21 protein-coding genes, 1 tRNA gene and 1 pseudogene are annotated in these 26,600 nt (G+C 73.2%); 7 read left to right on the forward strand and 16 right to left on the reverse strand.

Features of this window, described 5'->3' with window-relative positions; all coding sequences use genetic code 11:
* Positions 1-49: 49 nt before the first annotated feature.
* A complete protein-coding gene (locus AB0C12_RS32515) occupies positions 50-1,519 on the reverse strand; it encodes an MFS transporter (protein ID WP_360553687.1) in 1,470 nt (489 codons plus the stop codon).
* Between the two features lie 129 nt (positions 1,520-1,648).
* On the opposite strand from AB0C12_RS32515, the gene AB0C12_RS32520 reads away from it, so the two are divergent.
* The gene (locus tag AB0C12_RS32520; protein ID WP_360553688.1) at positions 1,649-2,239 is read left to right on the forward strand and encodes a helix-turn-helix domain-containing protein; all 591 of its coding nucleotides are present in this window, start codon (positions 1,649-1,651) and stop codon (positions 2,237-2,239) included.
* Between the two features lie 183 nt (positions 2,240-2,422).
* Here the strand turns inward: AB0C12_RS32520 and AB0C12_RS32525 are convergent, their stop codons facing one another.
* From AB0C12_RS32525 to AB0C12_RS32535, 3 genes are read right to left on the reverse strand one after another with little or no spacing between them, the layout of a single operon-like run.
* Positions 2,423-3,526, reverse strand: coding sequence for a sugar kinase (locus AB0C12_RS32525; RefSeq protein WP_360553689.1), 1,104 nt, complete (start codon positions 3,524-3,526; stop codon positions 2,423-2,425).
* 12 nt (positions 3,527-3,538) lie between these two features.
* Entirely contained in the window at positions 3,539-4,174 is a 636-nt protein-coding gene (gene eda / locus AB0C12_RS32530; protein WP_360553690.1) for a bifunctional 4-hydroxy-2-oxoglutarate aldolase/2-dehydro-3-deoxy-phosphogluconate aldolase, read from the reverse strand.
* Positions 4,175-4,179: 5 nt separating this feature from the next.
* Entirely contained in the window at positions 4,180-5,646 is a 1,467-nt protein-coding gene (locus tag AB0C12_RS32535; protein ID WP_360553691.1) for a tagaturonate reductase, read from the reverse strand.
* A 120-nt stretch (positions 5,647-5,766) separates the two neighbouring features.
* On the opposite strand from AB0C12_RS32535, the gene AB0C12_RS32540 reads away from it, so the two are divergent.
* Entirely contained in the window at positions 5,767-7,305 is a 1,539-nt protein-coding gene (locus AB0C12_RS32540) for an altronate dehydratase family protein (RefSeq protein WP_360553692.1), read from the forward strand.
* A gap of 13 nt (positions 7,306-7,318) precedes the next feature.
* On the opposite strand, the gene AB0C12_RS32545 is transcribed toward AB0C12_RS32540, so the two are convergent.
* The 3 genes from AB0C12_RS32545 to AB0C12_RS32555 all read right to left on the reverse strand — a co-directional run bounded on the left by AB0C12_RS32545 (position 7,319) and on the right by AB0C12_RS32555 (position 11,120).
* The gene (locus AB0C12_RS32545) at positions 7,319-8,323 is read right to left on the reverse strand and encodes a LacI family DNA-binding transcriptional regulator (RefSeq protein ID WP_360553693.1); all 1,005 of its coding nucleotides are present in this window, start codon (positions 8,321-8,323) and stop codon (positions 7,319-7,321) included.
* Positions 8,324-8,391: 68 nt separating this feature from the next.
* Entirely contained in the window at positions 8,392-9,843 is a 1,452-nt protein-coding gene (locus AB0C12_RS32550) for a fibronectin type III domain-containing protein (protein ID WP_360553694.1), read from the reverse strand.
* Between the two features lie 92 nt (positions 9,844-9,935).
* Positions 9,936-11,120: a monooxygenase gene (locus tag AB0C12_RS32555; protein ID WP_360553695.1), complete on the reverse strand. Its 1,185-nt coding sequence runs from the start codon at positions 11,118-11,120 to the stop codon at positions 9,936-9,938.
* Between the two features lie 130 nt (positions 11,121-11,250).
* On the opposite strand from AB0C12_RS32555, the gene AB0C12_RS32560 reads away from it, so the two are divergent.
* Positions 11,251-12,189 (forward strand): cellulose binding domain-containing protein, encoded by a 939-nt coding sequence (locus AB0C12_RS32560; protein WP_360553696.1) that lies wholly within the window; start codon positions 11,251-11,253, stop codon positions 12,187-12,189.
* Between the two features lie 2 nt (positions 12,190-12,191).
* Here AB0C12_RS32560 and AB0C12_RS32565 read toward each other — a convergent pair whose 3' ends face one another.
* Positions 12,192-12,551: a hypothetical protein gene (locus tag AB0C12_RS32565; protein ID WP_360553697.1), complete on the reverse strand. Its 360-nt coding sequence runs from the start codon at positions 12,549-12,551 to the stop codon at positions 12,192-12,194.
* 236 nt (positions 12,552-12,787) lie between these two features.
* Here AB0C12_RS32565 and AB0C12_RS32570 point away from each other — a divergent pair, with 236 nt between their 5' ends.
* Together AB0C12_RS32570 and AB0C12_RS32575 are read left to right on the forward strand one after the other, a co-directional pair.
* Positions 12,788-14,452, forward strand: coding sequence for a cellulose binding domain-containing protein (locus AB0C12_RS32570; protein WP_360553698.1), 1,665 nt, complete (start codon positions 12,788-12,790; stop codon positions 14,450-14,452).
* A gap of 374 nt (positions 14,453-14,826) precedes the next feature.
* Positions 14,827-15,084, forward strand: coding sequence for a hypothetical protein (locus AB0C12_RS32575; protein WP_360553699.1), 258 nt, complete (start codon positions 14,827-14,829; stop codon positions 15,082-15,084).
* A 14-nt stretch (positions 15,085-15,098) separates the two neighbouring features.
* Here AB0C12_RS32575 and AB0C12_RS32580 read toward each other — a convergent pair.
* The 7 genes and pseudogenes from AB0C12_RS32580 to AB0C12_RS32610 form a co-directional block, all read right to left on the reverse strand.
* Positions 15,099-15,171 (reverse strand) — tRNA-Gly (locus AB0C12_RS32580).
* 100 nt (positions 15,172-15,271) lie between these two features.
* A complete protein-coding gene (locus tag AB0C12_RS32585; RefSeq protein WP_360553700.1) occupies positions 15,272-17,995 on the reverse strand; it encodes a DUF5682 family protein in 2,724 nt (907 codons plus the stop codon).
* Complete coding sequence (locus AB0C12_RS32590) at positions 17,992-19,101, reverse strand: AAA family ATPase (RefSeq protein WP_360553701.1); 1,110 nt, start codon at positions 19,099-19,101, stop codon at positions 17,992-17,994. Before AB0C12_RS32590 ends, AB0C12_RS32585 begins: the two co-directional genes overlap by 4 nt.
* A 16-nt stretch (positions 19,102-19,117) precedes the next feature.
* Positions 19,118-20,431 (reverse strand): VWA domain-containing protein, encoded by a 1,314-nt coding sequence (locus AB0C12_RS32595; protein WP_360553702.1) that lies wholly within the window; start codon positions 20,429-20,431, stop codon positions 19,118-19,120.
* Complete coding sequence (locus tag AB0C12_RS32600) at positions 20,428-21,795, reverse strand: hypothetical protein (protein WP_360553703.1); 1,368 nt, start codon at positions 21,793-21,795, stop codon at positions 20,428-20,430. The genes AB0C12_RS32595 and AB0C12_RS32600 overlap by 4 nt, the downstream gene beginning before the upstream one ends.
* A pseudogene (locus tag AB0C12_RS32605) lies at positions 21,795-22,288 on the reverse strand (hypothetical protein). The gene AB0C12_RS32600 and the pseudogene AB0C12_RS32605 overlap by 1 nt, the downstream one beginning before the upstream one ends.
* A 269-nt stretch (positions 22,289-22,557) precedes the next feature.
* On the reverse strand, positions 22,558-23,520 hold the full coding sequence (locus AB0C12_RS32610; protein WP_360553704.1) for a tripartite tricarboxylate transporter substrate-binding protein: 963 nt from the start codon (positions 23,518-23,520) through the stop codon (positions 22,558-22,560).
* A gap of 47 nt (positions 23,521-23,567) precedes the next feature.
* On the opposite strand from AB0C12_RS32610, the gene AB0C12_RS32615 reads away from it, so the two are divergent.
* Complete coding sequence (locus AB0C12_RS32615) at positions 23,568-25,130, forward strand: ATP-binding protein (protein ID WP_360553705.1); 1,563 nt, start codon at positions 23,568-23,570, stop codon at positions 25,128-25,130.
* Complete coding sequence (locus AB0C12_RS32620) at positions 25,127-25,798, forward strand: response regulator (protein WP_360553706.1); 672 nt, start codon at positions 25,127-25,129, stop codon at positions 25,796-25,798. The genes AB0C12_RS32615 and AB0C12_RS32620 overlap by 4 nt, the downstream gene beginning before the upstream one ends.
* Here the strand turns inward: AB0C12_RS32620 and AB0C12_RS32625 are convergent, their stop codons facing one another.
* Positions 25,799-26,506 carry a lytic polysaccharide monooxygenase gene (locus AB0C12_RS32625; RefSeq protein ID WP_360553707.1) on the reverse strand — a complete coding sequence of 236 codons (708 nt, stop codon included), beginning with the start codon at positions 26,504-26,506 and terminating at the stop codon, positions 25,799-25,801.
* Positions 26,507-26,600: the final 94 nt, after the last annotated feature.

A 26,600-nucleotide genomic window follows, 5' to 3' on the forward strand; every position in this document is an offset into this window, starting at 1 on the left:
CCGAGACCGCCGCCGTTTACATCGCCGCCACCGAGGCCGCCGCCGCCGTCTACGTCGTCGCCGACGTGGGGGTTGGCGCCGTCGGGGTCGCCGCGGCCCGTCGGCGCGCCGACGGCAGGGCGAGCGAAGCGACCACCGCGAGGACCGCAACGGCGGCGCAGACCCAGAAGCCGTAGGTGAACGCGTCGTCCGTGGGCAGGCCCTGCGGCGTGCTGTGCGACGAGATGACGGCCGCGACGACCGCCGTGCCGATGCTGCTGCCGATGGTCCGGGCGATCGTGTTGACGCCGGTGGCCTCACCGGTCTGGGCGGCCGGCACACTCTCGATGATCGCGTTGGACATCGCCGCGAAGGCGAAGCCGATACCGGCGCCGGTGAGCACTCCGGAGGCCAGCACCTGCCAGATCGCGCCGTGGCCGAGGGCGGGCAGCGTGAATGCGGTGACGACCAGGACGGCCCCGAGGAACATCGGCACCTTCGGGCCGTGGCGGCGGTCCAGCAGGCCGGCCAGCGGACCGAAGACGACCATCATGAGGACGGTCGGCAGCAGGAACAGCCCGGCCTGCGAGACCGACTTGCCGAAGCCGTAGCCGGTCGCCGCGGGCAGCTGGAGCAGCGTGGGGACCAGCAGGAACGTGCCGAACATGGCGAAGCCCAGGATGAGCGCGACCAGGTCGGTGGCCCACACGCCGCGGACCCGCATCAGGCGCATGTCGATGAGCGGCTCCCGGACCCGCAGCTCGACCACGACGAAGACGATCAGGGCGACGACGCCGAGGGCCAGCAGGCCGACGGTCCGGGCCTCGCCCCAGCCCCAGGCCTGGCCTTTGCTGATCGCCAGCAGCAGCGACACCAGCGCCACCGACAGGATCCCGGCGCCGAGCACGTCGAGGCGCCCGGGGGTGCGCACCGGCGACTCCTTGATGCCGAAGATCGACCCGAGCAGCGCGATGACGACCAGGACCAGCGGCAGCCAGAACAGCCAGTGCCAGGACAGGTGCTCGACGATCGGGCCGGCGGCCACGATGCCGACACCGGCGCCGACCCCGAAGATCGCCGACAGCAGGCCGACCGTGACGCCGACGCGCTCCCGGGGCAGCTCGTCGCGCACGATGCCGATCGACAGGGGCAGGATCGCCCCGGCCGCACCCTGCAGCGCGCGGGCGACGATCAGCACGACCAGGTTGGGCGCCAGCGCGGCCAGCAGGGTGCCGCCGGCCAGGATGGCGAGCACGGCGATCAGGACGCGGCGCTTGCCCACCATGTCGCCGAGGCGGCCGAGGATCGGCGTCAGCACGGACGCGGAGAGCAGGTATGCCGTGATCACCCAACTGGCGTCGCCGGTCGAGGCATTCAGCTCGCGCCCGATCGTCGACAACGCCGGGGCCACCAGTGACTGGAGCACGGCGAAGGCCAGGCCGCCGAGCGACAGGTAGAGCACCAGCAGGGTGTTGCCGGCACTACGGCCCCCGCCCACGGCGGAATCCGCGGTGGGCGGCTGCTCGATGGTTTGCGTCATGAGAACCCCGGAACCTAGATGTAAACAGTTGCTGACTTAACCCAGTATCGACCGCCGGGCGGCAAAGTCAACGGATGTTTACGTCACACCCCGGCGACCGTTACGCTGGTGACGCCACGGAAGGAAGCCATGACGACACGTACGCCCGCACCCCGCCGCCGCGACGCCGCGGGCACCCGGCAGCTCCTGCTCGACGCCGCCCGGCGCCGCTTCGCGGCCGATGGCTACGCGGCCACCACCGTGCGCGAGATCGCCGACGAGGCCGGGGTCAACGTCGCCCTGATCAACCGCTACTTCACGTCCAAGGAGGGCCTGTTCGAGGCCTGCCTGACCGGCGCCGTCGACGAGCTGGGCCGCACGGTCGCGGCGGATGTGACCCTCGCCGAGGTGCCGCACGCCATCGCCCGCCAGCTCGCCGGCCCGCACGTCGGCCAGCACCCCAGCCTGCTGGTGCTGCTGCTGCGCTCCTCCGGCGACGAACGCGCCGACGAGATCCGGCGGGGCATCCTGCGCTCCTTCGCCGAGAGCCTCGCCACGGCCGCCGGGCGGAGGCCGGGCGACGACAAGCTGCTGCTGCGGGCGCAGATCGCGCTGTCGGCCGCGCTGGGCATCGCCCTGCTGCGCTCCACGGCGACGATGGAACCTCTGGCCTCGGCCGGCGAGCAGGAGCTCCTCGAGCCGCTCCAGGACCTGATCTCCGGCCTGCTGGCGCGGCGCTGACCGCAGCCGTCAGGGGGTCGGCGCGCGCCCGGGCCGCCGAGGTGCTGCGGATGGCGGCGACGGCGTCCGCGCCGAGCGACTCGCAGCACATCAGCCGCTGGTCGCTGAGGAGCTTCTCCTGGTCGACCACGGCCCGCAAGACAAGCCAGGTGGTCTCACGGAGAAGAAACAAGCGCGGGCTGGTCAGCGCTGGACGCGGGCGCCTCCGCCGGCCGCCAGGGCCAGGACCTCCGCCTTGACGGCCATCGACGTGTCCCCCGGCGTCGTCATCGCCAAGGCGCCGTGCGCGGCACCGTACTCGACCGCTTCCGCGAGCGAGGCGCCGTCCAGGATGCCGTAGATCAGGCCGGCCGCGAAGGAGTCGCCGCCGCCGACGCGGTCCAGGATCTCGAGGTCCGGGCGGTGCGTCGACTCGATCACGCCGGTCGGCCCGGACCAGGCCAGGGCACCCCAGTCGTTGCGGGTGGCCGTGCGGACGCCGCGCAGGGTCGTCGCGATGACGCGCAGGCGGGGGTACTCGGCCGCCACCTTGCTGATCATCCGGGCGAACGACGCCGTACGCAGGTCCCGCAGGTTGTCGTCGACGCCTTCGACCTGGAAGCCGAGGCAGGCGGTGAAGTCCTCCTCGTTGCCGATCATCACGTCGACGTGCGGGGCGATGCCGGCGTTGACCTCGCGGGCCCGGGCGGTGCCGCCGACCGCCTTCCACAGGCTCGGGCGGTAATTGAGGTCGTAGGAGACCACGGTGCCGTGGCGGCGGGCGGCGTGCACCGCGGCCAGAGTCGTCTCCGCGGCGGTGTCGGACAGGGCGGCGAAGATGCCGCCGGTGTGCAGCCAGCGGACCCCGACCTCGCCGAACAGGTGGTCCCAGTCGACGTCCTGCGCCCGCAGCTGCGACGCGGCCGTGTGCCCGCGGTCCGAGACCCCGACGGCCCCCCGTACGCCGAAACCCCGCTCGGTGAAGTTGAGCCCGTTGCGCACCGCCCGGCCCACCCCGTCGTACGGGATCCACCGCACGAAGCTGGTGTCGACCCCGCCGGTCAGCATGCAGTCCTCGACGAGCCGGCCCACCTCGTTGTCGGCCAGCGCGGTGACGACGGCGGTGCGCAGGCCGAAGACGCGCCGCAGCCCCCGAGCGACGTTGTACTCACCGCCGCCCTCCGAGGCGCGGAAGGAACGGGCCGTGCGCACGCGCCCCTCCCCCGGGTCGAGGCGCAGCATCACCTCACCGAGGCTGACGGCGTCGAAACGGCAGGAGTCGGCGGGCCTGAGCGGCAGTACCGGCATGGTGGACCTCTCTCAACGTCCGCGGGTGGCGGCGACAGCCTGGCTGGTCAGCTCGTGGATCCGGGCGAAGTCACCGGCGCGGATCGCGGCGCGCGGCACCATCCAGGAGCCGCCGACGGCCAGCACGGCGGGCAGCGCGAGGTAGTCGGCGACGTTGCCGGCGTCGATGCCGCCGGTGGGCACGAAGCGCATGTCCGCGAAGGGCGCGGCCAGGGCGGCGACGGCGGCCGGACCGCCCGAGGTGGCGGCCGGGAAGAACTTGACGGCCTCCAGGCCGAGCTCGATGGCCGCCTGGACCTCGGTCGCGGTCACCGCGCCGGGCAGCACCGGTACGCCGAGTGCCTGGCAGCGCTCGACCACGGCCCGCGAGAGCCCGGGCGAGACGACGTACCGGGCGCCGGCCTCGACGGCCAGCTCCACCTGCCGCGGGGTCAGCACCGTGCCGGCCCCGACGAGCAGGCCGCCGTGCCCGGCCAGCTCCTGGATGCCCTTGAGGGCCTCGGGGGTGCGCAACGTGACCTCGGCGACGGGCAGCCCGCCGTCGACCAGCGCCTGGCCCAGCGGCCGGGCGGCGGCCGGGTCGTCCAGCACCACCACGGGTACGAGCGCGTGGTCGGCCAGCTGTTGCCAGGTCTCGTGCACGGTCATCACTCCTAGTCGGACACAGGGGAAGGCGTCAGCAGTCCGGTCAGGACCTGCGCGGGGTCACCGGCGAGAAGCGCGCGCAACGGTACGGCGGTCTCGGCGGCCAGCCGCGTCAGCTGCGACTGGTCGAGCGTTCCGGACCAGCCGAGCGCCGGGAAGAGCTGCGCCGGCCAGGATTGCGGATCGCCGGCCGGGAAGCTGTCCCGGATCCGCGACAGCACCGCCGGATCGTCGTCGCGGACCGGCAGGTCGCTCAGCACCCCGGCGTAGCCGGCCAGCAGGCAGGCCAGGGCGAAGACGCTGAGCGGGGCCTCGCGCCCGGCGCGCCAGGCGTCGAGGACCACGGGCAGATTCCGGGTACGCCACTTGGCGATCGCGTTGAGCGCGATGTCGGCCAGCTCGTGCCGCAGCACGGGATTGCGGAACCGGTCGAGGATCGCGGCGGCGAAGCGGCTCAGCTCGGCGCGGTCGCCGGGCAGGGTCGGCAGCACCTCGCACTCGACCAGCTGCCGGACGTACGCCCCGGCGAGCGGGTGCGCGGTGGCCTCCAGCACGGTCCGGCAGCCCAGCAGCGGGGCCACCGCGGCCATCGCGGTGTGCGCGCCGTTGAGCACACGGACCTTCTTCTCCCGGTACGGCCGGATGTCGGTGAGGAACTCGACGGGCTGGCCGGCCCGGTCCAGCGGGAACTCGTCACGGATGGCCGGGTCGCCGGCGATCGCCCAGTGCCCGTAGGACTCGCCGCGGACGATGAGGCGGTCGTCGTACCCCAGGCTCTGCCGCAGCTCCGCGGCCTCGTCCGCGGGCAGTCCCGGCACGATGCGGTCGACGATCGTGTCGTAGAACCGGCAGTGCTCGGCGACCCACCGCGCGAAGCCGGGATCGGCGCTCGCCCGAGCGGCGTGCCGGAGGACCATCGCCCGCAGGGTGCTGCCGTTGTCCTCGTTGAGTTCGCAGGGCAGGAACGACAGTCCCCGGGCCGGGTCACCGCCGAAGTGCCGCCAGCGCTCGTGCAGCAGCGCGGTCATCTTCGCCGGGAACGACGCGGGAGGCGACGCGGTGAGGTCGTCGCCGTCGACGAACACGATGCCCGCCTCGGTGGTGTTGGAGACGACGAACCGCAGCTCCTCGCCGCGGGCCAGCGCGCGGCAGCGGTCCCAGTCGGCGTAGGCGTTGACGACCTCGCGGACCGCGGTGACCAGGGTGGTCTCCGTGGCCCCGGCGCCCTCGAGGACGACGTGGAACAGGCCGTCCTGCTCGGCCAGGCGCGGGGTCACGTGCTCCGGCCGGGGCGTCACCTTCAGGACCGCGATCCCGTGCCGGAGCACGCCGGCCTCGTTCGCCCGGTGCACCATCAGGTCGACGAACGCGCGGATGAAGTTGCCGGCGCCGATCTGCAGGATCCGCACGGGCAGCTCCGCCCGGGCCACGCCGGCGCTGCTCAGGGGGCGCAGATCTGGCCTCGCCTGGGTCACGTGATTCCTCTCCGGGGACCGGCACCGACGTCGCCGCCCGTGGACGGCCCATCGACTGCGTGCGATGATACAGAGTGAAAACGTTCCCGCAACTTTCCATTCGCGGCGAGGATGCACCTCATGGCTGACCCGGAACCCGCCCCGCTTCCCGAGCACGCCCTGCTGCTGGGGCCCGACGACGACGTCGCGGTGGCGTTGCGCGACCTCCCGCCGGGCCTGGTGCTGCGACACGGTGACCTGCTGCTGACCGTCGCGGCGGCGGTGCCGCAGGGACACAAGGTCGCGCTGCGCGAGCTGGCTCCGGGCACCCGGGTGCACAAGTACGGCCAGACCATCGGCCGCACCACCGGCGACGTGCGCGCCGGCGACCACGTGCACGCCCACAACCTCGCCATGGACTCGGTCGACCACACGTACGAGTTCGGCACGGCCCGCGTGGCGATTCCGCCGGCCCCCGAGCGGCTCACGTTCGAGGGGTACGTCCGCGCGGACGGCTCGGTCGGCACGCGCAACTACGTCGGCATCGTGACGTCGGTCAACTGCGCCGCCTCGACGGCCCGGATGATCGCCGACCAGTTCCGTGGCCTGGCGATGGACGCGTTCCCGGGGGTCGACGGCGTCGTCGCGCTCACCCACGACTCCGGCTGCGGCCTGGTGCCCACCAGCGACGGCGGCCGGCTGCTCCAGCGCACCCTGCGCGGGTACGCCGCGCACCCGAACATCGGCGCGATCCTGGTGCTGGGCCTGGGCTGCGAGATGATCGGCGTCGACAGCGTGACCGGCGCGCTCCCGGCGGACACCCTGATCGAGCAGCTCGTCATCCAGGAGCAGGGCGGTATCCGGGCCACGGTCCGGGCCGGGGTCACCGCGGTGCGGGGGCTGCTGGAGCAGGTGGCGCAACGGCGGCGACAGACCGTACCGGCGTCGGCGCTGGTGCTCGGGCTCAACTGCGGCGGCTCGGACGGGTATTCGGGGATCACCGCGAACCCGGCTCTGGGCCGTACCTCCGATCTGCTGGTCGCTCAGGGAGCGACCACCGTCCTGGCCGAGACCCCCGAGGTCTTCGGCGCGGAGCACCTGCTGACCCGGCGGGCGGTCAGTAAGGAGGTCGGGCAGCGGCTGCTCGACCGGATCGCCTGGTGGCACGGGTACGTGCAGGCCGGTGGGGGCACGCTGGACAACAACCCGTCACCGGGCAACAAGGCCGGCGGCCTCACCACGATCCTGGAGAAGTCGCTGGGCGCGGTCGCCAAGGGCGGCACCGCCGAGCTCGTGGCGGTCTACGAGTACGCCGAGCGGGTGACCGCGTCCGGCTTCACCTTCATGGACACCCCGGGCTACGACCCGGTCTCGGTCACCGGGCTGGTCGCCGGGGGCGCGAACGTCGTCTGCTTCACCACCGGCCGGGGCTCGGTGCTCGGTACCAAGCCGGTGCCGTGCGTCAAGATCGCGACGAACACCACGATGTTCGAGCGCATGCGCGACGACATGGACCTCAACGCGGGCGGCATCGCCGACGGCACCGCGACCATCGAGGGCCTCGGCGAGGAGATCCTGCGGACCGTCCTGGACGTGGCGTCCGGCCGGCCCACGGTCAGCGAGGAACTGGACCTGGGCCGCGACGAGTTCGTCCCGTGGCAGCTCGGCGCGGTGACCTGACGGGAGCCGTCAGTCAGGCCGGGGCCACCCCGGAGGAGTCCCGCACGGCCAGGCTGGTGGCCAGGGTGATCTCCGGCTCGCGCGCGGAGCCGGCCGGCCGGCCCGACCCGTCGGCGCCCCCGATGCGGCGCAGCAGCAGCTCCAGCGCGGCCACCCCGGACCGGCCCTTGGGGACCGTCACCGTGGTCAGCGGCGGGTGGCTCATCATGGCCATGCTGATGTCGTCGTAGCCGACCACGCTCATCCGCTGCGGCACCGCGATCCCGCGGGCGGCGAGACGGTGCAACAGGCCCATGGCGACCAGGTCGTTGTAGGCCAGCACGGCGGTGGCCGGACCGGCCAGCACCAGGTCGCCGGCGAGCACCCCGCCCTGGAACGTGGGCGCCACCGAACCGACGCGCAGGATCTCGGTGTCGTCGCCGGCGGTGATCTCGGCCAGTGCCGACAGCCGCTGCTGCCCGGCCCACGAGTCCTCCGGCCCGGCGACGAAGGCGATGCACCGGTGCCCGAGGGCCCGGAGATGACCGATGGCCTGCCGGGTGCCGCCGGCGATGTCGGCCACCACGGACAGCATGCCGGGCACCCGGCGGTGCACCAGCACGGTCGTCGCCGGGTCGGCCACCTCCAGCAGCTCGGCGTCGCCGGCCCGCGGGGAGCAGAGCAGGACCCCGTCGGTGTTGCGGCCCAGGGTGGCGATCGCCTCCAGCTCGGCCGCGACGTCCTCGTCCGTGTCGCTGATGAACACGCCGCAGTTGACCGCCCGGGCCCGGGCGGTCACGCCCTTGGCCACGTCCGCGAAGAACGGGTTGCGCAGGTCGGGCACGATCAGGCCGAGGTTGCCGGTGCGGCCGGTGATGAGCCCCTGGGCCGCCCGGTTTGGCCGGTAGCCGAGGCGTTCCGCCGCCTCCTGCACCGCCTCGCGGGTGGCGGGGCTGACCCGGCCGCCGGTGAGCGCCCGCGACACCGTGGAGACCGAGACGCCGGCCGCGCGCGCGACGTCATGCACGGTGGTGCGCACGCGTGCCTCTCCCTCGCTGCCGGCCATTGCTGGCGTCAGCATAGCGAGACGTCGGCGCGCGGCAGCCGTTACGGCGGCGGCAGGTACGTGGCCTGCACGGCCAGCGGAGCGCTCGACAAGGACTCGGTGCCGGCGGCGTCCACGGCCACCACGGTGTAGGTGTGCCGGGTGCCCGCGCCGACCGTGAGGGGCAGCTGGGTGCCGGTGGCCGTACCGGCGAGGGTCGCGCCCTCGTAGATCCGGTAGCCGGTCGCGGGCTCGCCGCCGGCGGACGCTGTCCAGCTGAGCGTGAGCGCGGTGCTGTTCACGCCCAGGGGCGCGTTGCCGGCGAGCGTGAGGTCCACGGGCGGGGCGGGGCGGCCGGTCGGGCCGGGCGGCGTGGTCACCGCGACGGCGGTGCTGCGCGGGGTCTCGCCGCAGCCGTCCGGCAGGATGGCGGTCACCCGGAAGTTGTGCCGCGAGGCGGACGCCAGCCCGGTCACCATGGCCTCCGGACCGGCCGGCGTGGCGACCGGGCGGTCGCCGTCGTAGACGGTGTACGAGACCGCCGCGGATCGCAGGACCCAGCTCAGCCGGACCGAGGACGGGGACACCGCGGTGGCGGTGAGCCCGATCGGCCGGGGCGGGTCGACCTGGCAGGGCTCGGTGTCGGCCGGCACCGGCCGGGTGTGGGTGGACTCGTCGCCGGCGGCGTTGAGGGCCGCCACGGTGAAGGTGTGTCGCGAGGCGTGGTAAAGGCGGCCGACCGTCACGGCGGTGCTCCTGGTGCGGGCGACGAGGGTGTCGCCGTCGTAGACCGCGTACCGGGCCGGGGCCGGGCCCTCGGCTGCGGTCCAGGAGAGCCGGATCGTGGTGTCGGTGCGGCCGGCGACGGACAGCGCGGACGGTGCGGCCGGACGCTCGGTGCCGCCGGCGGCGGTCGTCAGGGAGCCCCAGGCCACCGGCACGGTCTGCTGCAGACAGCCGTTGTAGCGGTAGAGGCCGACGTTGTAGGTCGTCGCCGGGGCCAGGCCGCCGATCCGGGCGCTGGTGCGCGTCGTCCGGCCCAGGCCGACCCCGCCGACCCGCAGCTCCAGGTCCTGCCACAGAGGATGCCGGGGCCACGACAGCGAGGCGGCCGAGGCGGTGATCGCGGTGGCCGTGACCGTCAGCGGCGCCGGGCTCAGGCACTCCGGATTCAGGCCGGACGCCCAGGCTTGCCCGCTGACCGGGACGGTCGGGGCGGACTCGTGGCCCTGCGCGTCGACGGCGGTGACCGTGTACGTGTGGGTGGAGTTGAAGGCCACCCCCACGGTCGCGGAGGTGGTGGTGGCCCGGGCGACCACCTGGCCGTCCTCGTACACCTGGAACCAGCGGGCCCGGGGACCGGTGCGCGGCTGCTCCCAGGACAGGCTCATCGAGGTGGTGCCGGCCCCCAGCGCCACCCGCTGCGGTGTGGCGGGCGCGGCGCTGTCCGCCCGGGCGGGTGCCCCCGGCGTCAGTACGGCGATCACGAGCGGAAGCGCGAGCCAGCGGCGCATGGGAACCTCTCCGGCGCGGGACAGACCATCCGTGGCCGTCGATGCGTTCAGCCAAGGGCCTGCCCCGCGCGATGTCAAGGACCGCTCACCGTTCAGGACCTGGGGGCCATCACCATGACTCCCAGGCACATCTCGTCGCTGGTGCCCTCGCCCCACACGACGTACCGCGAGGGAAGGGACTTGAGCTGCGGCAACTGCTTGCGCAGGGTCGCGTCGTGGGTGCAGGTGACGCGCAGCGTGTCCCCGCGCTCGACGGCGATGGGCTCGGGCAGCGGGACCAGGGCCTGATTGTCGAAGTCGTATCGCGGCACGTCGATGATGGTGCGGGCCTTGGGCGTACCCGGATTGAGCTCGACCTTGATGGACCGTCCGAGCAGGTGCATGTGGCCGGCGGCGAGGTAGATCGTGCCGGGCTCGCGTACCGGATGGTCGCAATGCTGGGTGTTGCCGGCGACCGGCGCGGCGCCGGCGTTGCAGCCCGCGTTGAGGCCCTGGACGGTCTCGGCGGATCCGGCGCCGAAGCGCTTGGCGACATCCGCGACAGCGGTGTCGCGATCGCAGAGGGGGCCGGTGGCACCCGGCTCGCACGGCAGCTCGATCGGCGCCGCCACCAGGGCGGTTTCGAGGCCCCGCAACGGCGCTCCGCCGTCCGCGATCCGCATCTGGATGCCGGACCGGTCGGAGGCCTTGCTCTGATCGGTGACGCCGAGCAGGTTGTAGTGCACCTGCATGACCAGCTTGCTGCCGGGCGGCATCTCGAAGCCGAAACCGGCCGGCATGAGCGTCTCGCCGGCGCCGGGAGCCCAGTGCGCGACCCAGGCCGTGTCCCCCGGCACACCCGCGTCACCGAAGCAGGTCCAGCCCTCGCCCGGCGTCTTCGCGTCCAGGTCGGCGGCGGCCTTGGCCTGCTCGGCGCTGAGCCGGTAGAAGATCGCGTGGTGCACGATGTCGGCGTTCTGCGGCCGGAAGCGGCTGCCGGTCAGGTACGCGGGCTCGGTCAGCTTCGGATCGACGACGAAGCACCGGTATTCGTCGGTGCCGCCGTTGGGGGCGGCGGGGGTGTAGGGCTGCGGCAGGGCCAGATCGACGAACCGCTCCCCCTGGCGCAGCGCCACCGGAGGCGCCGGGGACGACGCGCTGTGCGAACCGTGCGGGCCGGCGCCCGCCGGGGCGGGGGCGGGCTCGGCCGCGTCGCCGGTGCCGGAACCACACGCCGCAGCGAGCAGCAGTGTGGCGAGTGCGGCGCCGGTCCCGATGGTGAGTCGTCTGGCGTGCATGGGCTTCCTCCCCGTGGCCGAATGCGCGATCCGTCCAGCATGCCCGCAATAGGGAGCGGAGTCCTATCCGGGATGACCCGGAAATACGCCTCCTTTCGATCTTGGTCCGGTCACATATAACGTCGTCGATATGAAACGACTCGCCGTGCTGCTCGTCCTGACCACGGGGGCCGTCCTGGCGCCCGCAGCCGCCGGTTCGGCGGCGACTGGCGCGCCCGTCGCCGCCTTCACGCGCCTGGGGCAGTGGCCGGCGGGCTACGTCGGCAGCATCACGATCCGCAACGACAGCGCGGCCGCCGTCGACGGCTGGCGGGTCGAGTTCGACCTTCCCGGCACCAGGGTGACGAGCTCCTACAGCGGGGTGTTCACCCGCAGCGGGGAGCACTACACGGTCACCAACGAGACCTGGAACGCGCGGCTGGCGCCGGGATCGTCCACGACGTTCGGCTGGGTGGCCGGCGGCCAGGGCGACCCGGCGAACTGCACCCTCAACGGTGCCGACTGCGCGGGGGCCCCGATGGACCACACGGCACCCGGCCGTCCCGGACCATTGGCCTTCGACATCAGCGCCGGCCTCACGATCACCTGGGCGCCGTCCACCGACGATCAGGGACCGGTCAGATACGAGGTGTCCGAGAGCGGCGAGCCTCGGGCGACGGTCACCGACACCCGCTACGTCTACTCGACCGGCGGAGCGTTGCCGCCGCGGGTGTACGTCTTCTCCGTGCGTGCGGTGGACGCGGCCGGGAACGTGTCGCCGTGGTCGTACAAGTCGCTCGGGCGGATCTGGCGCGGTGACGAGATCCCGGCGCCGCCGAGCGCTCTGCGGGTGGACACTCCGGGGGCCGGGCTGCTGCGCTTGTCCTGGACGGCTCCCCCGGCCCAGTCACCGTTCATCACGGCGCCGGTCGCGGGCTACGAGGTCCTGCTGGACGGGGTGCCGGTGGGACAGGTCGGCAGCACATCGATCACCATTGCGGCGCCGGCGCCGGGCTCGCACACCCTCGGGGTGCGCACGCTGAACGCAGTCGACAACTACTCGGCCGTGGTGGAGCTGAGCTACCCGTAGGGCTACGCGGCGCCGGCCAGGCCCTCGGGGGCACGCATCCGCCAGGCGTCGGTCACCAGCTCGCCGAGACGGTCGACGGTGACCTCCGGCAGGCGCAGCATCACCAGCGGCAGGCCGTCGTAGCCGGGCGTGGTGAAGAAGAGCCGCGGTTCGCCGAGCAGCAGCGCCTGCTTCTCGGCCTCGTCGCCCACGTAGAGAACCGCGACGTCGGTGCGGATCGTGCGCGGCTTGCCGGGCAGACGCTCGGGGTAGGACCAGACGAAGCCCTTGCCCGCCACCCGGAAGTCGAAGCCTTCGCTGTCGATCTCCTCGGTCTGCGGGAGAGCCAGCGCCAGGCGGCGGACATCCTCAGCATCAGCCATGGGCAGAGGGTACGCGTCGGCGGCCGGCCTCTCCCCGGCCCCGAGCGGACCGTAAGTTTCGGTGGTCCGGCGAGAAAGGCGACCGGCCGGCGCCTCCCTACCGCCCAGGTTGATTGACATTCGTCGATACAACACTCAACACTGGAGCCGTCCACCATGGGAGCGCTTCCATGCTTGCGCGACCGGAAGTTCCGGTATTCGGCGCCCCCGCGATCCCCCCACGGAAGGAGGGCCCCGTGACCACCAGCCCGGGCCGCTCTGACATCCGCTCGGCACTCGTCGCGTTGCTGACTGCGGCAGTGACCATCGCCGGAGTGGCGACTCTGGTCACCACGATCCCCGCCGCGGAGGCCGCCGTCCCGGCCGCCGCGGTCGAGGACGAAGGCGCCGGCTGCGCCGTACCCGCGCTGCCCGACGGCGGCTCGCTGCCGACCATCGCCAAACTCCCCGACCCCTTCACCCGGCTCAACGGCACGCGCATCACCAGCACGTCGGACTGGCAGTGCCGGCGGGCGGAGATCAAGAAACTGGCCGAGAGATTCGTGTACGGCGAGAAGCCGGCGAAGCCCGCCACCGTCACGGGAACGGTGTCGAGCACCACGATCACCGTGAACGTGAGCCACAACGGCAGAAGCTCCAGCTTCTCGGCCAAGGTCGAGCTGCCCAGCGGCTCCGGCCCGTTCCCCGCCGTTGTCGTGCTGGGCGGTTTCGGTGCTGACACGGCCGGCATCAAGGCGGCCGGTGCGGCTGTCATCAACTACGACCCGTACGCGGTGGGTAAGGAAGGCACCCCGCGCAACAACAAGCAAGGCGCGTTCTACAGCATCTACGGCGCGTCCAGCAGCACGGGTCTGCTGGTGGCGTGGGCGTGGGGGGTCAGCCGGATCATCGACGTCATCGAGCAGTCGAACGGCAGCATCCTGCGCGCGGACGCCACGGGCGTCACCGGCTGCTCCCGCTTCGGCAAGGGCGCCATCGTCACGGGTGCGTTCGACCAGCGCATCGCGCTGACCATGCCGATCGAGTCGGGCAGCGCGGGCGCACCGATCTTCCGAGGGATCCCGGGCGAGGGCGCGCAGAGCCTGAGCAGCGCGTACGGCGAGCAGCCCTGGCTGGGCGACGCGTTCGGCTCCTTCACCGGCAGCCCGGCCAGGCTGCCGGTGGACACCCACGAACTCGTGGCGATGGTGGCCCCGCGCGGCCTGTTCATCATGGACAACCCGCACATCGCCAACCTGGGTCCGAAGTCGGCCAGCGTGGCCGCCCTGGGCGGCGCGGAGGTCTACAAGGCGCTGGGCGCGGGTGCGAACATCACGTACTGGTCGGACGTCCAGGACGGCACCCACTGCGCGAACCGGCCGGAGTGGCGTACCCCGCTGCAGCAGCACATCCAGAAGTTCCTCCTGAGAACCGGCACCGCCCCGGGCGCGATCCGGATCTCCAGCCGCGCGGCGGGCAACCTGGCCGAGTGGCGTGACTGGCAGACGCCGGCCCTCACCTCCACGCCGCCGTCGTCGAGCACCCCGTCGCCCAGCGCCCCGTCGACGGGCTCCCCGTCCCCGAGCTCGCCGTCCTCCGGCTCGCCGTCACCCAGCGCCCCGGTTCCGGGTGCCGGCTGCACCGCGACGGTGTCGGTCAACGCCTGGAACGGCGGCTTCGTGGCCACGGTCAAGGTGACCGCGGGGGCGTCGGGAACCAACGGCTGGACCGTCGGAATGACGGTACCGGCCGGCGCCACGGTGACCAGCAGCTGGAACGCCGACCGGACCGGCACCAGCGGCGCGGTCCAGTTCTCCAACGTGGCCTACAACGGCAGGATCGGCGCCGGTCAGGCTACGGAATTCGGCTTCCAGGCCACCGGTACGGCGGGCCCGATGACGCCCACCTGCAGTGCGAGCTGAGTCCTGAGGCCCGAGGGGTGCGGCGACGATCCGGCCGCCGCGCCCCTCGGCCACCGGCGCGGCCCACCGGCGTCCGGCTGGGAGGCCGTACCCTCGCCGAGGCGGTCCTCGCCCGCAGCGACAACGCCGTCGTGACCGCCCGCGACGCCGCCAAGATCCAGGACCTGGAGCAGGCGCACCCGGACACCGCCCGCGCCCTCGCGCTCGACGTGACCGACCCCGCACAGGTCACGGCCGCGGTGCGGCGGGCCGAGGCGGGACTTCGGCCGGGTCGACGTCCTGGTCGACAATGCCGGCTACGGCTACCGGGCCGCGGTCGAGGAAGGTGACGACGCCGAGGTGCGACGGCTGTTCGACACCCACTCTTCGGTGCGGTGGCGATGATCAAGGCAGTGCTCCCGGGCATGCGGGCTCGCCGGGCCGGCGCGAACGACACCGTCCACGGCACCCAGCCGGGTGACCCGGCGAAGGCCGCGCAAGCGATCATCACCGCGGTGGCCGCGCCGGAACCGCCGGCCCTCCTGCTGCTCGGCGCGGATGCCCTCCATGCGTTCAGCAACGTCCTGGACGCGCAACGCGCCGAGCTGGAGCGGTGGAGGGACCTGACCGTGAGCACGGGCTTCGACGGGTAGGTGTCGTTCGGGAGAGCGGACGACGGGATTCGAACCCGCGACCCTCACCTTGGCAAGGTGATGCGCTACCAGCTGCGCTACGTCCGCTTGTCACTCCGGCGCGTTGCCCCGGCGACGGAGGAAACACTAGCAAATCCCCCGCCGGCCGAGCACCCGGGTACGGCCACCCGGCGTCACGAGATCACCTTCACGTCATCAACTCGGCCACCGCCTCCCCCGCAGCCGGATGAGCCGCCAGCAGCTCGGCCACGCCGCCGGCAGCAACCCCGAGCAGTCCCGCCACTCCGTCGGTGGCTGACGGATACGCCGCCAGCAACGCCACGGCGGCGCTCACACCCAGGCCCACCGGCGGACCGGGCCCGCCGTCGGCATCCCAGGGCGGGGTCCAGGAGTCGAGCTCGGCCAGTGTGCCGGGGAACGTGCGTCCGGCCGCACGGGTCAGGACCGGGACGAGCTCCGCCGCATGCGTCCGGAGGGTGGTGATCAGGGTCGGCAGCCAGGGCAGCAGGACCCGATCGGGCAGCTGCCCGAACGCTTCGGACAGCGTCTCGACGACGAACGGCGCCAGCCGGGGCACCGCCTCCAGCGCCTGCACCAGGCCAGTGACGTACTGCGGGAAGGCCGGCACCACCAGCGGGTTGTCGAGCAGAGCGCCGACCCGGGCACGCAACTCGGCCAGGGGAAGCAGGCCCAGCTGATGCTGAGCCGCCCAGAGCAATGCCAGCTTCATCGGGGCCCGCGGATGCGACTGCCGTACGGCCAGCTCCAGCTGTCTCCGGTCGCAGCCCAGCGACAACGCCAGGGCTTCCAGGCTGACCAGGAAGCCGAGCATCGCGCCGACCTGCCGCACCCCCGTGTCCTCGCTGACGAACGCGGTGGGCAGGAGCGTGCAGTAGTGCGCGTACCCCTCGGTGACGAACCGGTCGCACCAGGGCGGCAGCGCCCGGGCGGTCGTCCGGTAGTAGGCGAGCAGGCGGCGGATGCGGCGCAGCACCGTGGGGGCCTCGTCGACGGTGCGTTCACCGGCCAACAGGTCGACGGCCCGAGCACCCAGGTCGTCGGTGAGCCGGGGACTGTGCAGGAACACCAGGGACTGTTCGACGGCCCTGAGCGCGGTCGCCGCCGTGGACTCAGGGCCCCAGGCCGCGCGGCGGAGGCGTTGCTCGAGGACCTGTTCGACGGTCACGCCCTCGTAGCCGAGCTCGATGATGGTGCGCTGGTGGCGGCCCAGGTCCAGGTCCCAGCTCTCCTGGATGGTCGGCTCGCCCAGGCGGCGGGTGCCCATGATCGGCCGTACGGCGTGGTCGGGCAGCAGGCAGCGCAGCATCCACAGCAGGTCCGAGCAGGCGGCGAGCTCCGGCCGGGCGGTGACGTCGAGCAGCGCCCGCTGGATGGTGCGTTGTTCCAGGTCGAGGCCGAGCGGGGCGAGCCGGTCGAGGACGTCACGGGCGAGCGGCGGCATCGCGGCGTACCCGACCTGGCCGACCCGGTCGCCGCCGAGCAGGACCTCGCAGAGCCGGCGTACGTCACGACGGCCCGGCACGGCCTCCTTCTCGATGCAGGTGACGGCCGCGTCCTGGAAGTCGTACGGCGTGGGCCGCGCCCGCCCGCGCATCCCGGCCAGCAGGATCGACGTCTCGAAGACGGCGATGGCGTCGGCGGTGCTGGCCGGATAGCCGTTGCGCCGGGCCAGCCGCACGATGTCGACGCACCAGCCGCGCAGCTCCTGCTCGTCGAGCCCGTCGAGGACAGCGGGCGTACCGAGGTAGGCGGTGAGCTGGTCGGTCACCGCCACGGGCTCCCTCGCGGGCAGCGGCAAGGCCTTCGCAGCGCGCTTCCGGCCGCCCTTCTGCCCGGCCAGCCGGTACGGCGTGAGCCCACTGCCGCTGAGCGCCTTCTCCCAGGTGGCGGCGGCGATGGAGACGGAGCCCGGGGCGAGCTCGAACTGCGCCTCGATCGCGGAGCGGCTGGACGGGATGAGCCCGTAGAGCCACTTGCTGCCGGTGGGCGGCGGGATGGTGAAGTCCGGCGCCAAGGGATCGGAGCCGGCCTCGGGTACGCGGCTGGCGGCGTGGAAGGCCCCGCAGACGTACAGGCAGTCGGCCCGGTCGGCGCCGCCGGCGGCGAGGTGCTCGCGGATGCGCGTCCACATGTGACGCTCGCGGTCCTCGTCGATCGCGTGCAGCCGGGTGTCGTGCGGCGTCAGGCGCCGGAACAGGCTGCCGATCAGGACCATCACCTGCCGGTACGTCGCATGGTCGGCGCCGGCGAGGGGCTGTTCCACGTACTGGTCCCACCATTCCGACCAGTGCCGGACCCGCCCGTGGCGCAGCAGGTGCTCCTCCAGCTCGGCGAAGCGCGGCCGCAGATCGCCGAGCTCCACCCCGACCGCGGCACCGTGCAACTCCCACGCCGCCTCGGTGGACGCGGCCGGCCCGGGTGCGGGCATCCACTGGAAGAGGTGATCGGTGGACCGGTCGACCAGGACGAGTTCCACGCCGGGCGTCTCCAGGGCGTAGGCGATCGCCTGGTATTCCGCCGACGCCTCGGTGATCGGCGCGATCACGCTCAGCGGCGCCGCCTCCTCGGGGAAGCCGTCCAGCTCCGCCGCGAACGCCTGCAACGCCACCGGCAGCCGGCAGTTTCGCAGTTCGCTCAGCAGCGGCCCGAGGTCCTCGCACAGCTCCAGGTAGATCACCGTCGGCCGCTTCTCCCGCAGCCGCCGGACCATGGCCAGCGCCGAGGACGGCGAGTGGTGGCAGACGGGGAAGATCTCCACCGGCTCGCGCAGGGCGTGATCGACGTCGTCGACGATGCCGGCGAGGATCTCCGGCAGCGCCGCCGGCCCGCCGGTGAGCGCCTCGGCCGCCTCGAGCAGCCGCGCGCGCAGCTCACCGAAGGGGTCACTCACGACAGGGTGGCGATCGCCCGGCGGCCGCCCTCCAGGAAGCCGGACCATTCGCCGCCGTGGTCCTTGCTGCGTGGCTCGACGACCCCGTGCCAGTACTTGTTGAGGATGGCCAGGTCTTCGGGGCTGCGCCGGGCCAGTGACCCGACCAGCGTGCCGGCGAGTGTCTGCGCGTCGAGCGTGCCTCCGAAGAAGGTGCTGTGCAGGATGGCGTCCTCCAGGACGCCGATCTGCTCGGCGGTGGACAGCGCCGACTCCAGGCGTTCGTCGTCGCCGGTTGCCGCGGCCGAGGCAGCGCGCAGGTCGGCGAAGCTCTGCAGCAGCACGTCCAGCAGTGTCGGTGGCACCTCCAGCTCGATGTTGTGCCGGCGCAGCAGCTCGGCGGTGCGGAAGCGGACGATCTCCGCCTCGCTCCGGCGGTTGGTCACCATCGGGATGCGGACGAAGTTGAAGCGTCGCTTGAGTGCGGACGAGAGGTCGTTGACGCCCCGGTCGCGGCTGTTGGCGGTGGCGATGATCGAGAAGCCGGGCCGGGCGAAGACGATGTTGTCGTCGTCCAGCTCGGGGATGGAGACGTACTTCTCGGAGAGGATCGAGATCAGGGCGTCCTGCACGTCGCTGGTGGAGCGGGTCAGCTCCTCGAAGCGGCCGATCACCCCGCCCTCCATCGCGGTCATGATCGGTGACGGGATCATCGAGGCGCGGGACTGGCCCTGGGCGATGACCATCGAGACGTTCCACGAGTACTTGACGTGGTCCTCGGTGGTGCCGGCGGTGCCCTGCACGACCAGCGTGGAGTTGCGGCTGACGGCGGCGGCGAGCAGCTCGGCCAGCCAGCTCTTGCCGGTGCCGGGGTCGCCGATGAGCAGCAGACCGCGGTCGGAGGCGAGCGTGACGACGGCCCGCTCGACCAGGCTCCGCTCGCCGAACCACTTCTGCGGGATCACCCGGTCGAGGCCGTCGGCGCGGACCGAGCCGAGGACGAACAGGCGGACCATCTTGGGGCTGAGCCGCCAGGAGAACGGCTTGGGCCCGTCGTCGACCGACTCGAGCCAGTCCAGCTCGTCGGCGTACTTGACCTCGGCGGGGGCGCGCAGCATCTCGCTCATGGCAGCTCCTTGGTTGTCAGGCGATGAAGTCTTTGAGCTCGGTGACGAGCTTGCCGATGTTGCCGGAGATCACCGGGGTGCCCAGGTCCCGCAGGCGCCGGCGGAACCAGGGGTTGACCTGCTGGGCGCCGGAGCTGGTGACCGAGCCGACCGGGATGAAGCGCACGCCGGAGCGGTGCAGGGCGGCGATGCCGTCGAACAGCGGCCGGGACCGGTCGAACTCGTAGAAGTCCGAGATCCAGACGAGCACCGTGTCGGCCGGAGCGGCGATCTTGGCCTGGGCCAGGGCCAGGGCGGCCGGGCCGTCGTTGCCGCCGCCGAGATCGGTCCGCAGCAGCACCTCGAACGGGTCGTGCACCCAGGGCGTGAGATCCAGCGCGCGGGTGTCGTACGCGATCAGGTGCACCTCGACCCGCGGCAGCCCGGCGAAGATCGAGGCCAGGACGGTGCAGTTGACCATGGCATCGACCATCGAGCCGGACTGGTCCACCACCACGATCATCCGGGCCGGGCTGGTGCGCCTGGCGGTGTGCCGGTAATACAGCCGGTCGACGTAGAGGCGCTCGTCGGCCGGGCTCCACCTCGGCAGGTTCTGCCAGATGGTGCGGTTGACGTCGAGGTTGCGCAGGACCCGCCGGGGCGGCACGGACCGGTCGACGGTGCCGGCCGGCGCCTGCGCGACCTGGGTGCGCAGCACCTCGGCGACCTCGTCGACGAACCGGCGGATCAGCGCCTTGGCGTTGGCCAGGGCGACGCCGTCGAGGTTGCTCTTGTCGCGCAGCAGCTGCTCGATCAGCGACATGCCGGGCGTCAGCTGCCGGGCCAGCCGGGGGTCGGCGAGGACCTCGCGCAGCCGCATCCGCTTGACGAGCTCACCCTCGATCCCGGCCAGCACCGCGGTGAGGTCGCCGCCGGAGCCGCCGCCCACGCCGGTCGAGCGCCCCCGCAACCGCCCGGGCTCGGCGCCGAGCGCCCGCTCGAACCAGCCCGCGTCGGCCTGCCAGCGGGTGAGCTGCCCGGCGGTCACCTCGCCCGAGCCGGTGGCGAAGACGTTGAGCAGCACCTTGGAGATCAGGGCCGCCCGGCGCACCTCGCCGTCGCGGTCGTCCGCCGTGGTGGTCAGCAGGCCGTCGAACTCGGACTCCAGGTGCGGGAACCGTTGCACCACCGTGTCCACCGAGACCGACGGGTCGAGCAGCGCGGCCGGCAGTGCCAGGTCGTCGACGACGGCCACGCTCGCGGACTCCAGGGCGGCCTGCTCGTCGGGGTCGAAGAGCCGGGCCAGGAGCCGCCAGTAGAGCACCTGCCGTCGGTGGTGCGCCGTCGTCACTTTCGCAGCAGCCTTCCCGCTCGCTCGCGCAGCACGTCGACGGCGGTGCCCGCGACCGCCTCCGCCTTCGCCGCCCTGGCCTCGGTGGGGCCCAGGGCCCAGTCGGCGGTGTGCACGGCGACCGCCTTCTTGCCGATCAGGGTCTGCACGGCCAGCGGCTGCACCGACCACCGCCCGGCCTCCCAGCGCAGCAGCCCCAGGCATGCCGTGGAGGCCGCCACGAGCGCGGGCGTGAGCGGGCCGGCCGCGGGCAGCCGGCTCACGTCCACCGCCAGGGTCGTGCCGCCGAGGTCGAACGAGTCCGCCGTCGCCCGATAGCCCTCCAGCAGCACCGGCTCGGCGATCGCCACCGGATGCCGGTCGAGCGGCGGGGCGGACGAGGCGATCGCGGCACCGAGCCGGACCCGGGCGGTCGCGAACGGGTCGGCCGGCCCGCCCGCCGCGGCGCGGGCCTCGTGCCAGATCAGATCGCCGCCCGGGGTGAGCGGCATGCCGGACACCTCGACCGTGCGGTGCCCGGCGAGCGCCGCGCGCAGCAGTGGGAAGGCGGCGAGCATCCGCCAGGCGGACGGGCCGGTGATGGTGTCGACCTTGGCGGCCGCCATGCTCGCCCGGACCAGGCGCACCCCGCCGCCGCGGGTCTCCAGCAGCCCGTGCACCTGGGCCCGGAACACCGTCGGGTGCTCGTGCAGGTCGGCGCCGAGGATCAGCAACCGCCCGTCGACCGCGACGGCCTCGGTGGTCGCGAAGCCGTCCTGGCACAGCAGCAGGGCCCGGGCCCAGAGATCGGCCCAGCGGCGCACCGGGACGGGGGTCAGCGCGGCGACCGGTGCCGTGGCCCGTAACTCGGCCGCGAAGCCGTCGAGCAGGACCGCGAGCCGGCGGGCCGACGGGTCGGCCAGCAGTGCCTGCACGGCCTGCGCGCCGCCGGCCGCCACCTCCGTGTCGACGCCGCGCCAACCGGCGATCGCCAGCTCGCGCAGCCACGAACGGCCGGCGGCCAGGGGACGGCCGGGAGCCGCGGGGACAGGCGCGGCGGACCACGGCTCCCGGACCCGGCCGAGGGCGGCGTCCACGCCGGCGAGCAGGGTGTCGTGGGCCGCGCCGAGCAGAGCGGAACGGGCGCCGGCCAGGACGGCCAGATGCTGGTCGGTCACCGTCCCGGCGATGATCTTGCCGGTGGCCTCGGCGACCGGGCCGGCCAGCGGCGAGCCGGCGAAGGCGGCGGCCAGGGCGGTGAGGTGGGCGGCGCGCGTCTCGTCGAGGCGGGCCAGGCCGTGCAGGAGCGCGTCGTCCAGGCCGTCGACCAGGGCCAGCGCCTGGTCGAGCCCGGCCGGGCGGGTGCGCAGCGCCGCGGCGAGCATCAGCTCACCGCCCCGGCGGCCGGGAACCACTGCAGCTCGGGCAGGGGGTCGGCGGCCGGCGGGAGCTCCAGATAGGCCAGGTGGCGCAGGAAGCCGCTGAACACCTCGGCGGAGTGCCTCGGCGCCGTCGTCGGGTGCAGGGCGTGGCGGAGGTCCTGCTCGCCCTCGGGCAGGCCTTGAGGTAGCGGGTCACCCGGTCGAGGCCGTACTGCGCCACCGCGGCGTCGATCAGCGCGCCGATGTGGTTGCACGGCCGGGCCGGGCCGAGGCCGCCGCAGGGCCGGTTGTTGTTGGTGGTGCAGCTCAGCCCGTGGTCCCCGGCGGTGATCGAGGAGACGTAGACCCGCGACGCGTCCGAGCCGCTCGAGACGACGCCCTGCAACCGGCCCTCGGCCAGCTCCACAAAGGGCACCTTGGCCAGCTTGCGCGGGCGCACGGGCGCGATGACCGGCGCCGCGCTGCGCCGCTCGTAGACGATCTCGTCCTCGGTCACGATCCGGTCCTCCCGCACGATCGATCGGGTCGTAGTTGTATCGGACGGGTACGACAGAACCCGGGGCGGATCCGGGTTGCTGGCGTGCGCCGGCCCGGTGGCACCCGGCGTCCGGACTCGTCTTCCTGGGAGGTGCCGGCCGGCCGCGCATCGGCGACGGGTCACGAACCGTGCGCGGTGGCGCCGCGGACGTGTAGCCCGTGGCAGGGCTGCGAGCCGTTACGAGGAAGGCGACTTCACGGCGATCAGGTCCGGGGCCGGCGTACCGGTCAAGGGCGGTGCAGGCCGAGCCGGCGCAGGACGCCGGCCACCCGGGCGCTCTCCTCGGCCATGAAGGCGCCGAAGGCGTCGCCGGTCAGATAGGCCGGCGTCCAGCCGAAGCGGCCGCGGGCCGCGGCCCAGGGCGCCGAGGTGTCCAGCTTCGCGACAGTCGCCCGCAGCGCGGCCGCATCGGCGGGGGCCAGACCGGGCGGGGCGACGATGCCACGCCAGTTGTTGAAGACGACGTCGAGGCCGGCGGCCCGGACCGTCGGCGCCGGCACCTGGTCGACGGTCTGCTCGCTGGTCACCGCGAGGGCCCGCAGCTGGCCCGAGGTGATCTGGTCGGCGTACTCGCTCAGGCCGGACAGGGCGAACGCGACCTCGCGGCCGAGGACGGCGGCGAGCAGGTCGCCGCCGCCGTCGTTGCGCCGGTAGGCGACCCGGGCCGGCGCCAGGCCGGCCGCCTCGGCCAGCAACATGGTGGCCAGGTGGTCGGGTCCGCCGATCGAGGAGCCACCGCCGGCGGGCACCCCGGCCGGGTCGGCCCGCCAGGCCTCGATCAGCTCGTCGAGCGAGCCGTACGGCGAATCGCGGCGCACCACCACGATCGACGGCTCCTGCACCAGCCGGGCGATCGGCGTGGCTTCCGCCGGCGTGACCTCGGCACCGGCCGCGATCCCGGCACCGATCAGGCCCAGCCCCATGAGCATGACCAGCCGGGCGTTGCCCTGCTCGTACGCGAGCCGGCGCAGCCCGACCACTCCCCCCGCGCCGGGCAGGTTGAACACCTCGACGCCGCGGGCGATGCCGGCGTCGCCGAGCGCGGTGGCCAGCACCCGGGCCGTGATGTCGTAGCCGCTGCCGGGCGGGTTCGGCACCATGATCCGCAGGTCGTCGCCCGGCCCGGCCGGCGCGGCGCACCCCGCCAGGACGGCTGCCAGCGCGCCGCCGAGCAGGGAGCGTCTTCGCATGCCGACAGTCTGGCGCAGCACGGCCGATCGGCGCAGGATGCTGTTGCATGAGACACCGGCTCTCCCTGGCCGGCCAGTTGCTCGCCCTGCAACTGGCCATCGTCCTGCTCGTCGTCGGGGCGGTCGCCGCGGTCTCGATCGCCGAGGCCGACGCCGCGTTCCGCCGGGTCGAGGGCGAGCGGCTGCGGTCGGTCGGTGAGAACGCGGCGATCAACCGGACCGTGCGGCTGGGGCTGGGCAATCCGCTGGGCCGCGATGCCCTGGAGACGGTGGCGGAGAGTGCGCGGGCGGTGTCCGGTGCCTCGTACGTGGTGGTCGCCGACGCGGCCGGGACCGTCGTCACCGGCCCGGACGCCGGGCGGCCCGCGCCGATGGCCGGCAGTCCGGCGCTCAGCGGCCGGTCCTGGGTCGGTGTCATCGAGAGCGGCAGCAAGGCGCTGGTCGCGCACGTTCCCGTGCTGGACGAGCAGGACGGCCACTTCATCGGGCTGATCATCGTGGGCCGGGCCTATCCCACCCCGGCCGATCAGCTCGGCAGCGCGCTGACCAACCTGCTCACCTACCTGGTGCTGGGGGCCGCGCTGGGCGTCGGCGGCTCGTTGCTGCTCGCGCGGCGGGTGAAGCGGCAGACCCTGGGCCTGGAGCCGCGCGAGATCACCGGCCTGGTCGAGCACCGGGAGGCGATGCTGCACGGCATCAAGGAGGGTGTGATCGGCACCGACACCGCGCACCGGGTGACCCTGGTCAACGACGAGGCGATCCGGCTGCTCGGGCTGCGCCCGGACGCGGTCGGCCGGTCCCTGCTGGAGCAGGGCTTCGAGCCGGCGCTGCTGGACGTGCTCACCGGCCGGTCGGAGGGGGTCGACCAGGTGGTGCTCAGCGACGACCGGGTGGTGGTGCTGAACCGTCAGCCGGTCGTCATGCGGGGCCGCGCCGCGGGTTCGGTGACCACCCTGCGCGACCGCACCGAGCTGACCGCGCTGCGCCGGGAGCTCGACGTCAGCCGGCACACGACCGACACCCTGCGGGCCCAGGCGCACGAGTTCGTGAACCGGCTGCACACCATCTCCGGCCTGGTCGAGCTGGGCGAGCACGAGGAGGTGGTCCGCTACATCAACCGGACCAGCGAGCTGCACGAGACCCTGGACCGGGAGGTGACCAGGGTGATCCGGGACCCGGCCCTGGCCGCGTTGCTGATCGCCAAGGCCAGCCTGGCCGCCGAGCAGGGGGTCACGCTGACCATCGCCGAGGGCACGGACCTGCCCACGGTCGACGATCAGCTGTCGGCCGACCTGGTCACGGTGGTCGGCAACCTGGTGGACAACGCGCTCGACGCGGTGGGTCCGGGCGGGTCCATCACCGTACGGGTGACGACGACGCCGGTGGGCGAGGTGGTGGTGACGGTGACCGACTCGGGGCCCGGGGTCGGGCCGGAGCTGGCCGACCGGGTGTTCCAGCAGGGCTGGAGCACCAAGGACCAGGTGGACGGCCACCACGGGCTGGGCCTGGCGATGATCCGGCTGATCTGCGGGCACCGCGGCGGCGGCGTCGAGGTGCGCGGCTCGACCTTCACCGCCCGGCTGCCACCGGCCCGGGAGGTGGTGGCGTGATCCGCGTACTGGTGGTGGACGACGACTTCATGGTGGCCAAGGTGCACCGCGGTTTTGTCGACCGGGTGCCCGGCTTCACCACGGTCGGGGTCGCGCACACCGGCGCCGACGCGCTGGCCCAGGTCGGTGCGGTGCGGCCGGATCTGGTGCTGCTGGACATCTACCTGCCCGACATCACCGGGCTGGACGTGCTTCGGCGGCTGCGGGACAGCGGGGACGGCGGGCCGGACGTGCTCGCGGTGACGGCGGCGCGCGACGTGTCGACCGTACGCTCGGCGCTGCGCGGAGGCGTCGTGCACTACGTGCTCAAGCCGTTCGGTTTCGACGTGCTGCGTGACCGGCTGGAGCGCTACGCCGCCGTGCACGACCGGCTCGCGCTCAGCACCGACGTGGGGCAGCCCGACGTGGATCAGCTGTTCGTGACGTTGCGGATGTCCAGCGCGCCGATGCCGAAGGGGCTGACCGCGGAAACCTCCCGCCTGATCGCGGACGCGATGCGCGACTGCCCGGGTGACCTGTCGGCCGAGGAGTGCGCCGAGCGGATCGGCCTTTCCCGGGTGAGCACCCGCCGTTATCTCGAGCACTTCGTCACCGCGGGAAAGGCCGAGGTCCGGCTCCGCTACGGGTCGGCGGGCCGGCCGCAACGCCGGTACCGCTGGATCGCCTAGCTACCCGAAGTTCACGTCCGCGCACCAGTAGTAGACCTGGTCGGCGTGCCCGGCCTCCCACACGGTGTAGACGATGTGCCGGCCGGTCAGCCCCGGTGCGCTCACCGGGATCTTCACCGACACGCCACCCAGGGCCGGGTCGGAGGTGGTCTCGCCGGCGCCGGGCGCGATCGGCCCGGTGTCCTTGAGCAGGGTCAGGTCACTCCAGGACAGCCGCTGGGTCAGCGGGTTGTAGCCCTGCCGGCTCACGTAGACCCGGTAGTACTTGGCGCCGTGCCGGGCCTGGTCGTGGGCCACCACCGTGAACGCCGACGAGCTCGGGATGCGGGTGGCGGTCCAGTTGCCCGGCGTGTCCAGCGCCGAGTAGCGGGTGCCGCCGGTGTTGCCGGCGCTGCACAGCGTGCCGTTGGGGACGGCGGCCTGGTGGTTGCCCTGGACGTTCTCCCGGTAGAGACCGTTCCAGTTCCACATCGCGGTGGTGTCGGCCTGCCAGGCCTGCCAGCACATGGGGTCCACGGTGGCCATGGTCGGATTCTGGAAGTCGCTGCCCCAGCGCTTCCAGCAGCCGTAGTTGCGCGACGCGGGGTCGATCGTCGAACCGTGGGCGAACGCGCCGCCGGCCAGCGCGGTGGTGAGCAGCAGAACGGCTGCCACCAGCACGGTGCCGGTGCGGGCCACGGGTCGGGGCAGTCGGATGGTCGAGGACATGGTGCCTCCAGCACTCGATGAGGGATCGAGATGCCCGGGCAACGTCGCCGGGGGACGGAAAGCACGACGCGCGCGGGCATCGGTGGACGGTGGG

It is taken from the genome of Actinoplanes sp. NPDC048967 (assembly GCF_040649415.1).
GTDB lineage: Bacteria > Actinomycetota > Actinomycetes > Mycobacteriales > Micromonosporaceae > Actinoplanes.

Coding starts and splice junctions, on each gene's coding strand:
- AB0C12_RS32515 (WP_360553687.1), bottom strand. CDS start 1,519: ATGACGCAAACCATCGAGCAGCCGCCCACCGCGGATTCCGCCGTGGGC.
- AB0C12_RS32520 (WP_360553688.1), top strand. CDS start 1,649: ATGACGACACGTACGCCCGCACCCCGCCGCCGCGACGCCGCGGGCACC.
- AB0C12_RS32525 (WP_360553689.1), bottom strand. CDS start 3,526: ATGCCGGTACTGCCGCTCAGGCCCGCCGACTCCTGCCGTTTCGACGCC.
- eda (WP_360553690.1), bottom strand. CDS start 4,174: ATGACCGTGCACGAGACCTGGCAACAGCTGGCCGACCACGCGCTCGTA.
- AB0C12_RS32540 (WP_360553692.1), top strand. CDS start 5,767: ATGGCTGACCCGGAACCCGCCCCGCTTCCCGAGCACGCCCTGCTGCTG.
- AB0C12_RS32550 (WP_360553694.1), bottom strand. CDS start 9,843: ATGCGCCGCTGGCTCGCGCTTCCGCTCGTGATCGCCGTACTGACGCCG.
- AB0C12_RS32555 (WP_360553695.1), bottom strand. CDS start 11,120: ATGCACGCCAGACGACTCACCATCGGGACCGGCGCCGCACTCGCCACA.
- AB0C12_RS32560 (WP_360553696.1), top strand. CDS start 11,251: ATGAAACGACTCGCCGTGCTGCTCGTCCTGACCACGGGGGCCGTCCTG.
- AB0C12_RS32565 (WP_360553697.1), bottom strand. CDS start 12,551: ATGGCTGATGCTGAGGATGTCCGCCGCCTGGCGCTGGCTCTCCCGCAG.
- AB0C12_RS32590 (WP_360553701.1), bottom strand. CDS start 19,101: ATGAGCGAGATGCTGCGCGCCCCCGCCGAGGTCAAGTACGCCGACGAG.
- AB0C12_RS32600 (WP_360553703.1), bottom strand. CDS start 21,795: ATGCTCGCCGCGGCGCTGCGCACCCGCCCGGCCGGGCTCGACCAGGCG.
- AB0C12_RS32610 (WP_360553704.1), bottom strand. CDS start 23,520: ATGCGAAGACGCTCCCTGCTCGGCGGCGCGCTGGCAGCCGTCCTGGCG.
- AB0C12_RS32615 (WP_360553705.1), top strand. CDS start 23,568: ATGAGACACCGGCTCTCCCTGGCCGGCCAGTTGCTCGCCCTGCAACTG.
- AB0C12_RS32625 (WP_360553707.1), bottom strand. CDS start 26,506: ATGTCCTCGACCATCCGACTGCCCCGACCCGTGGCCCGCACCGGCACC.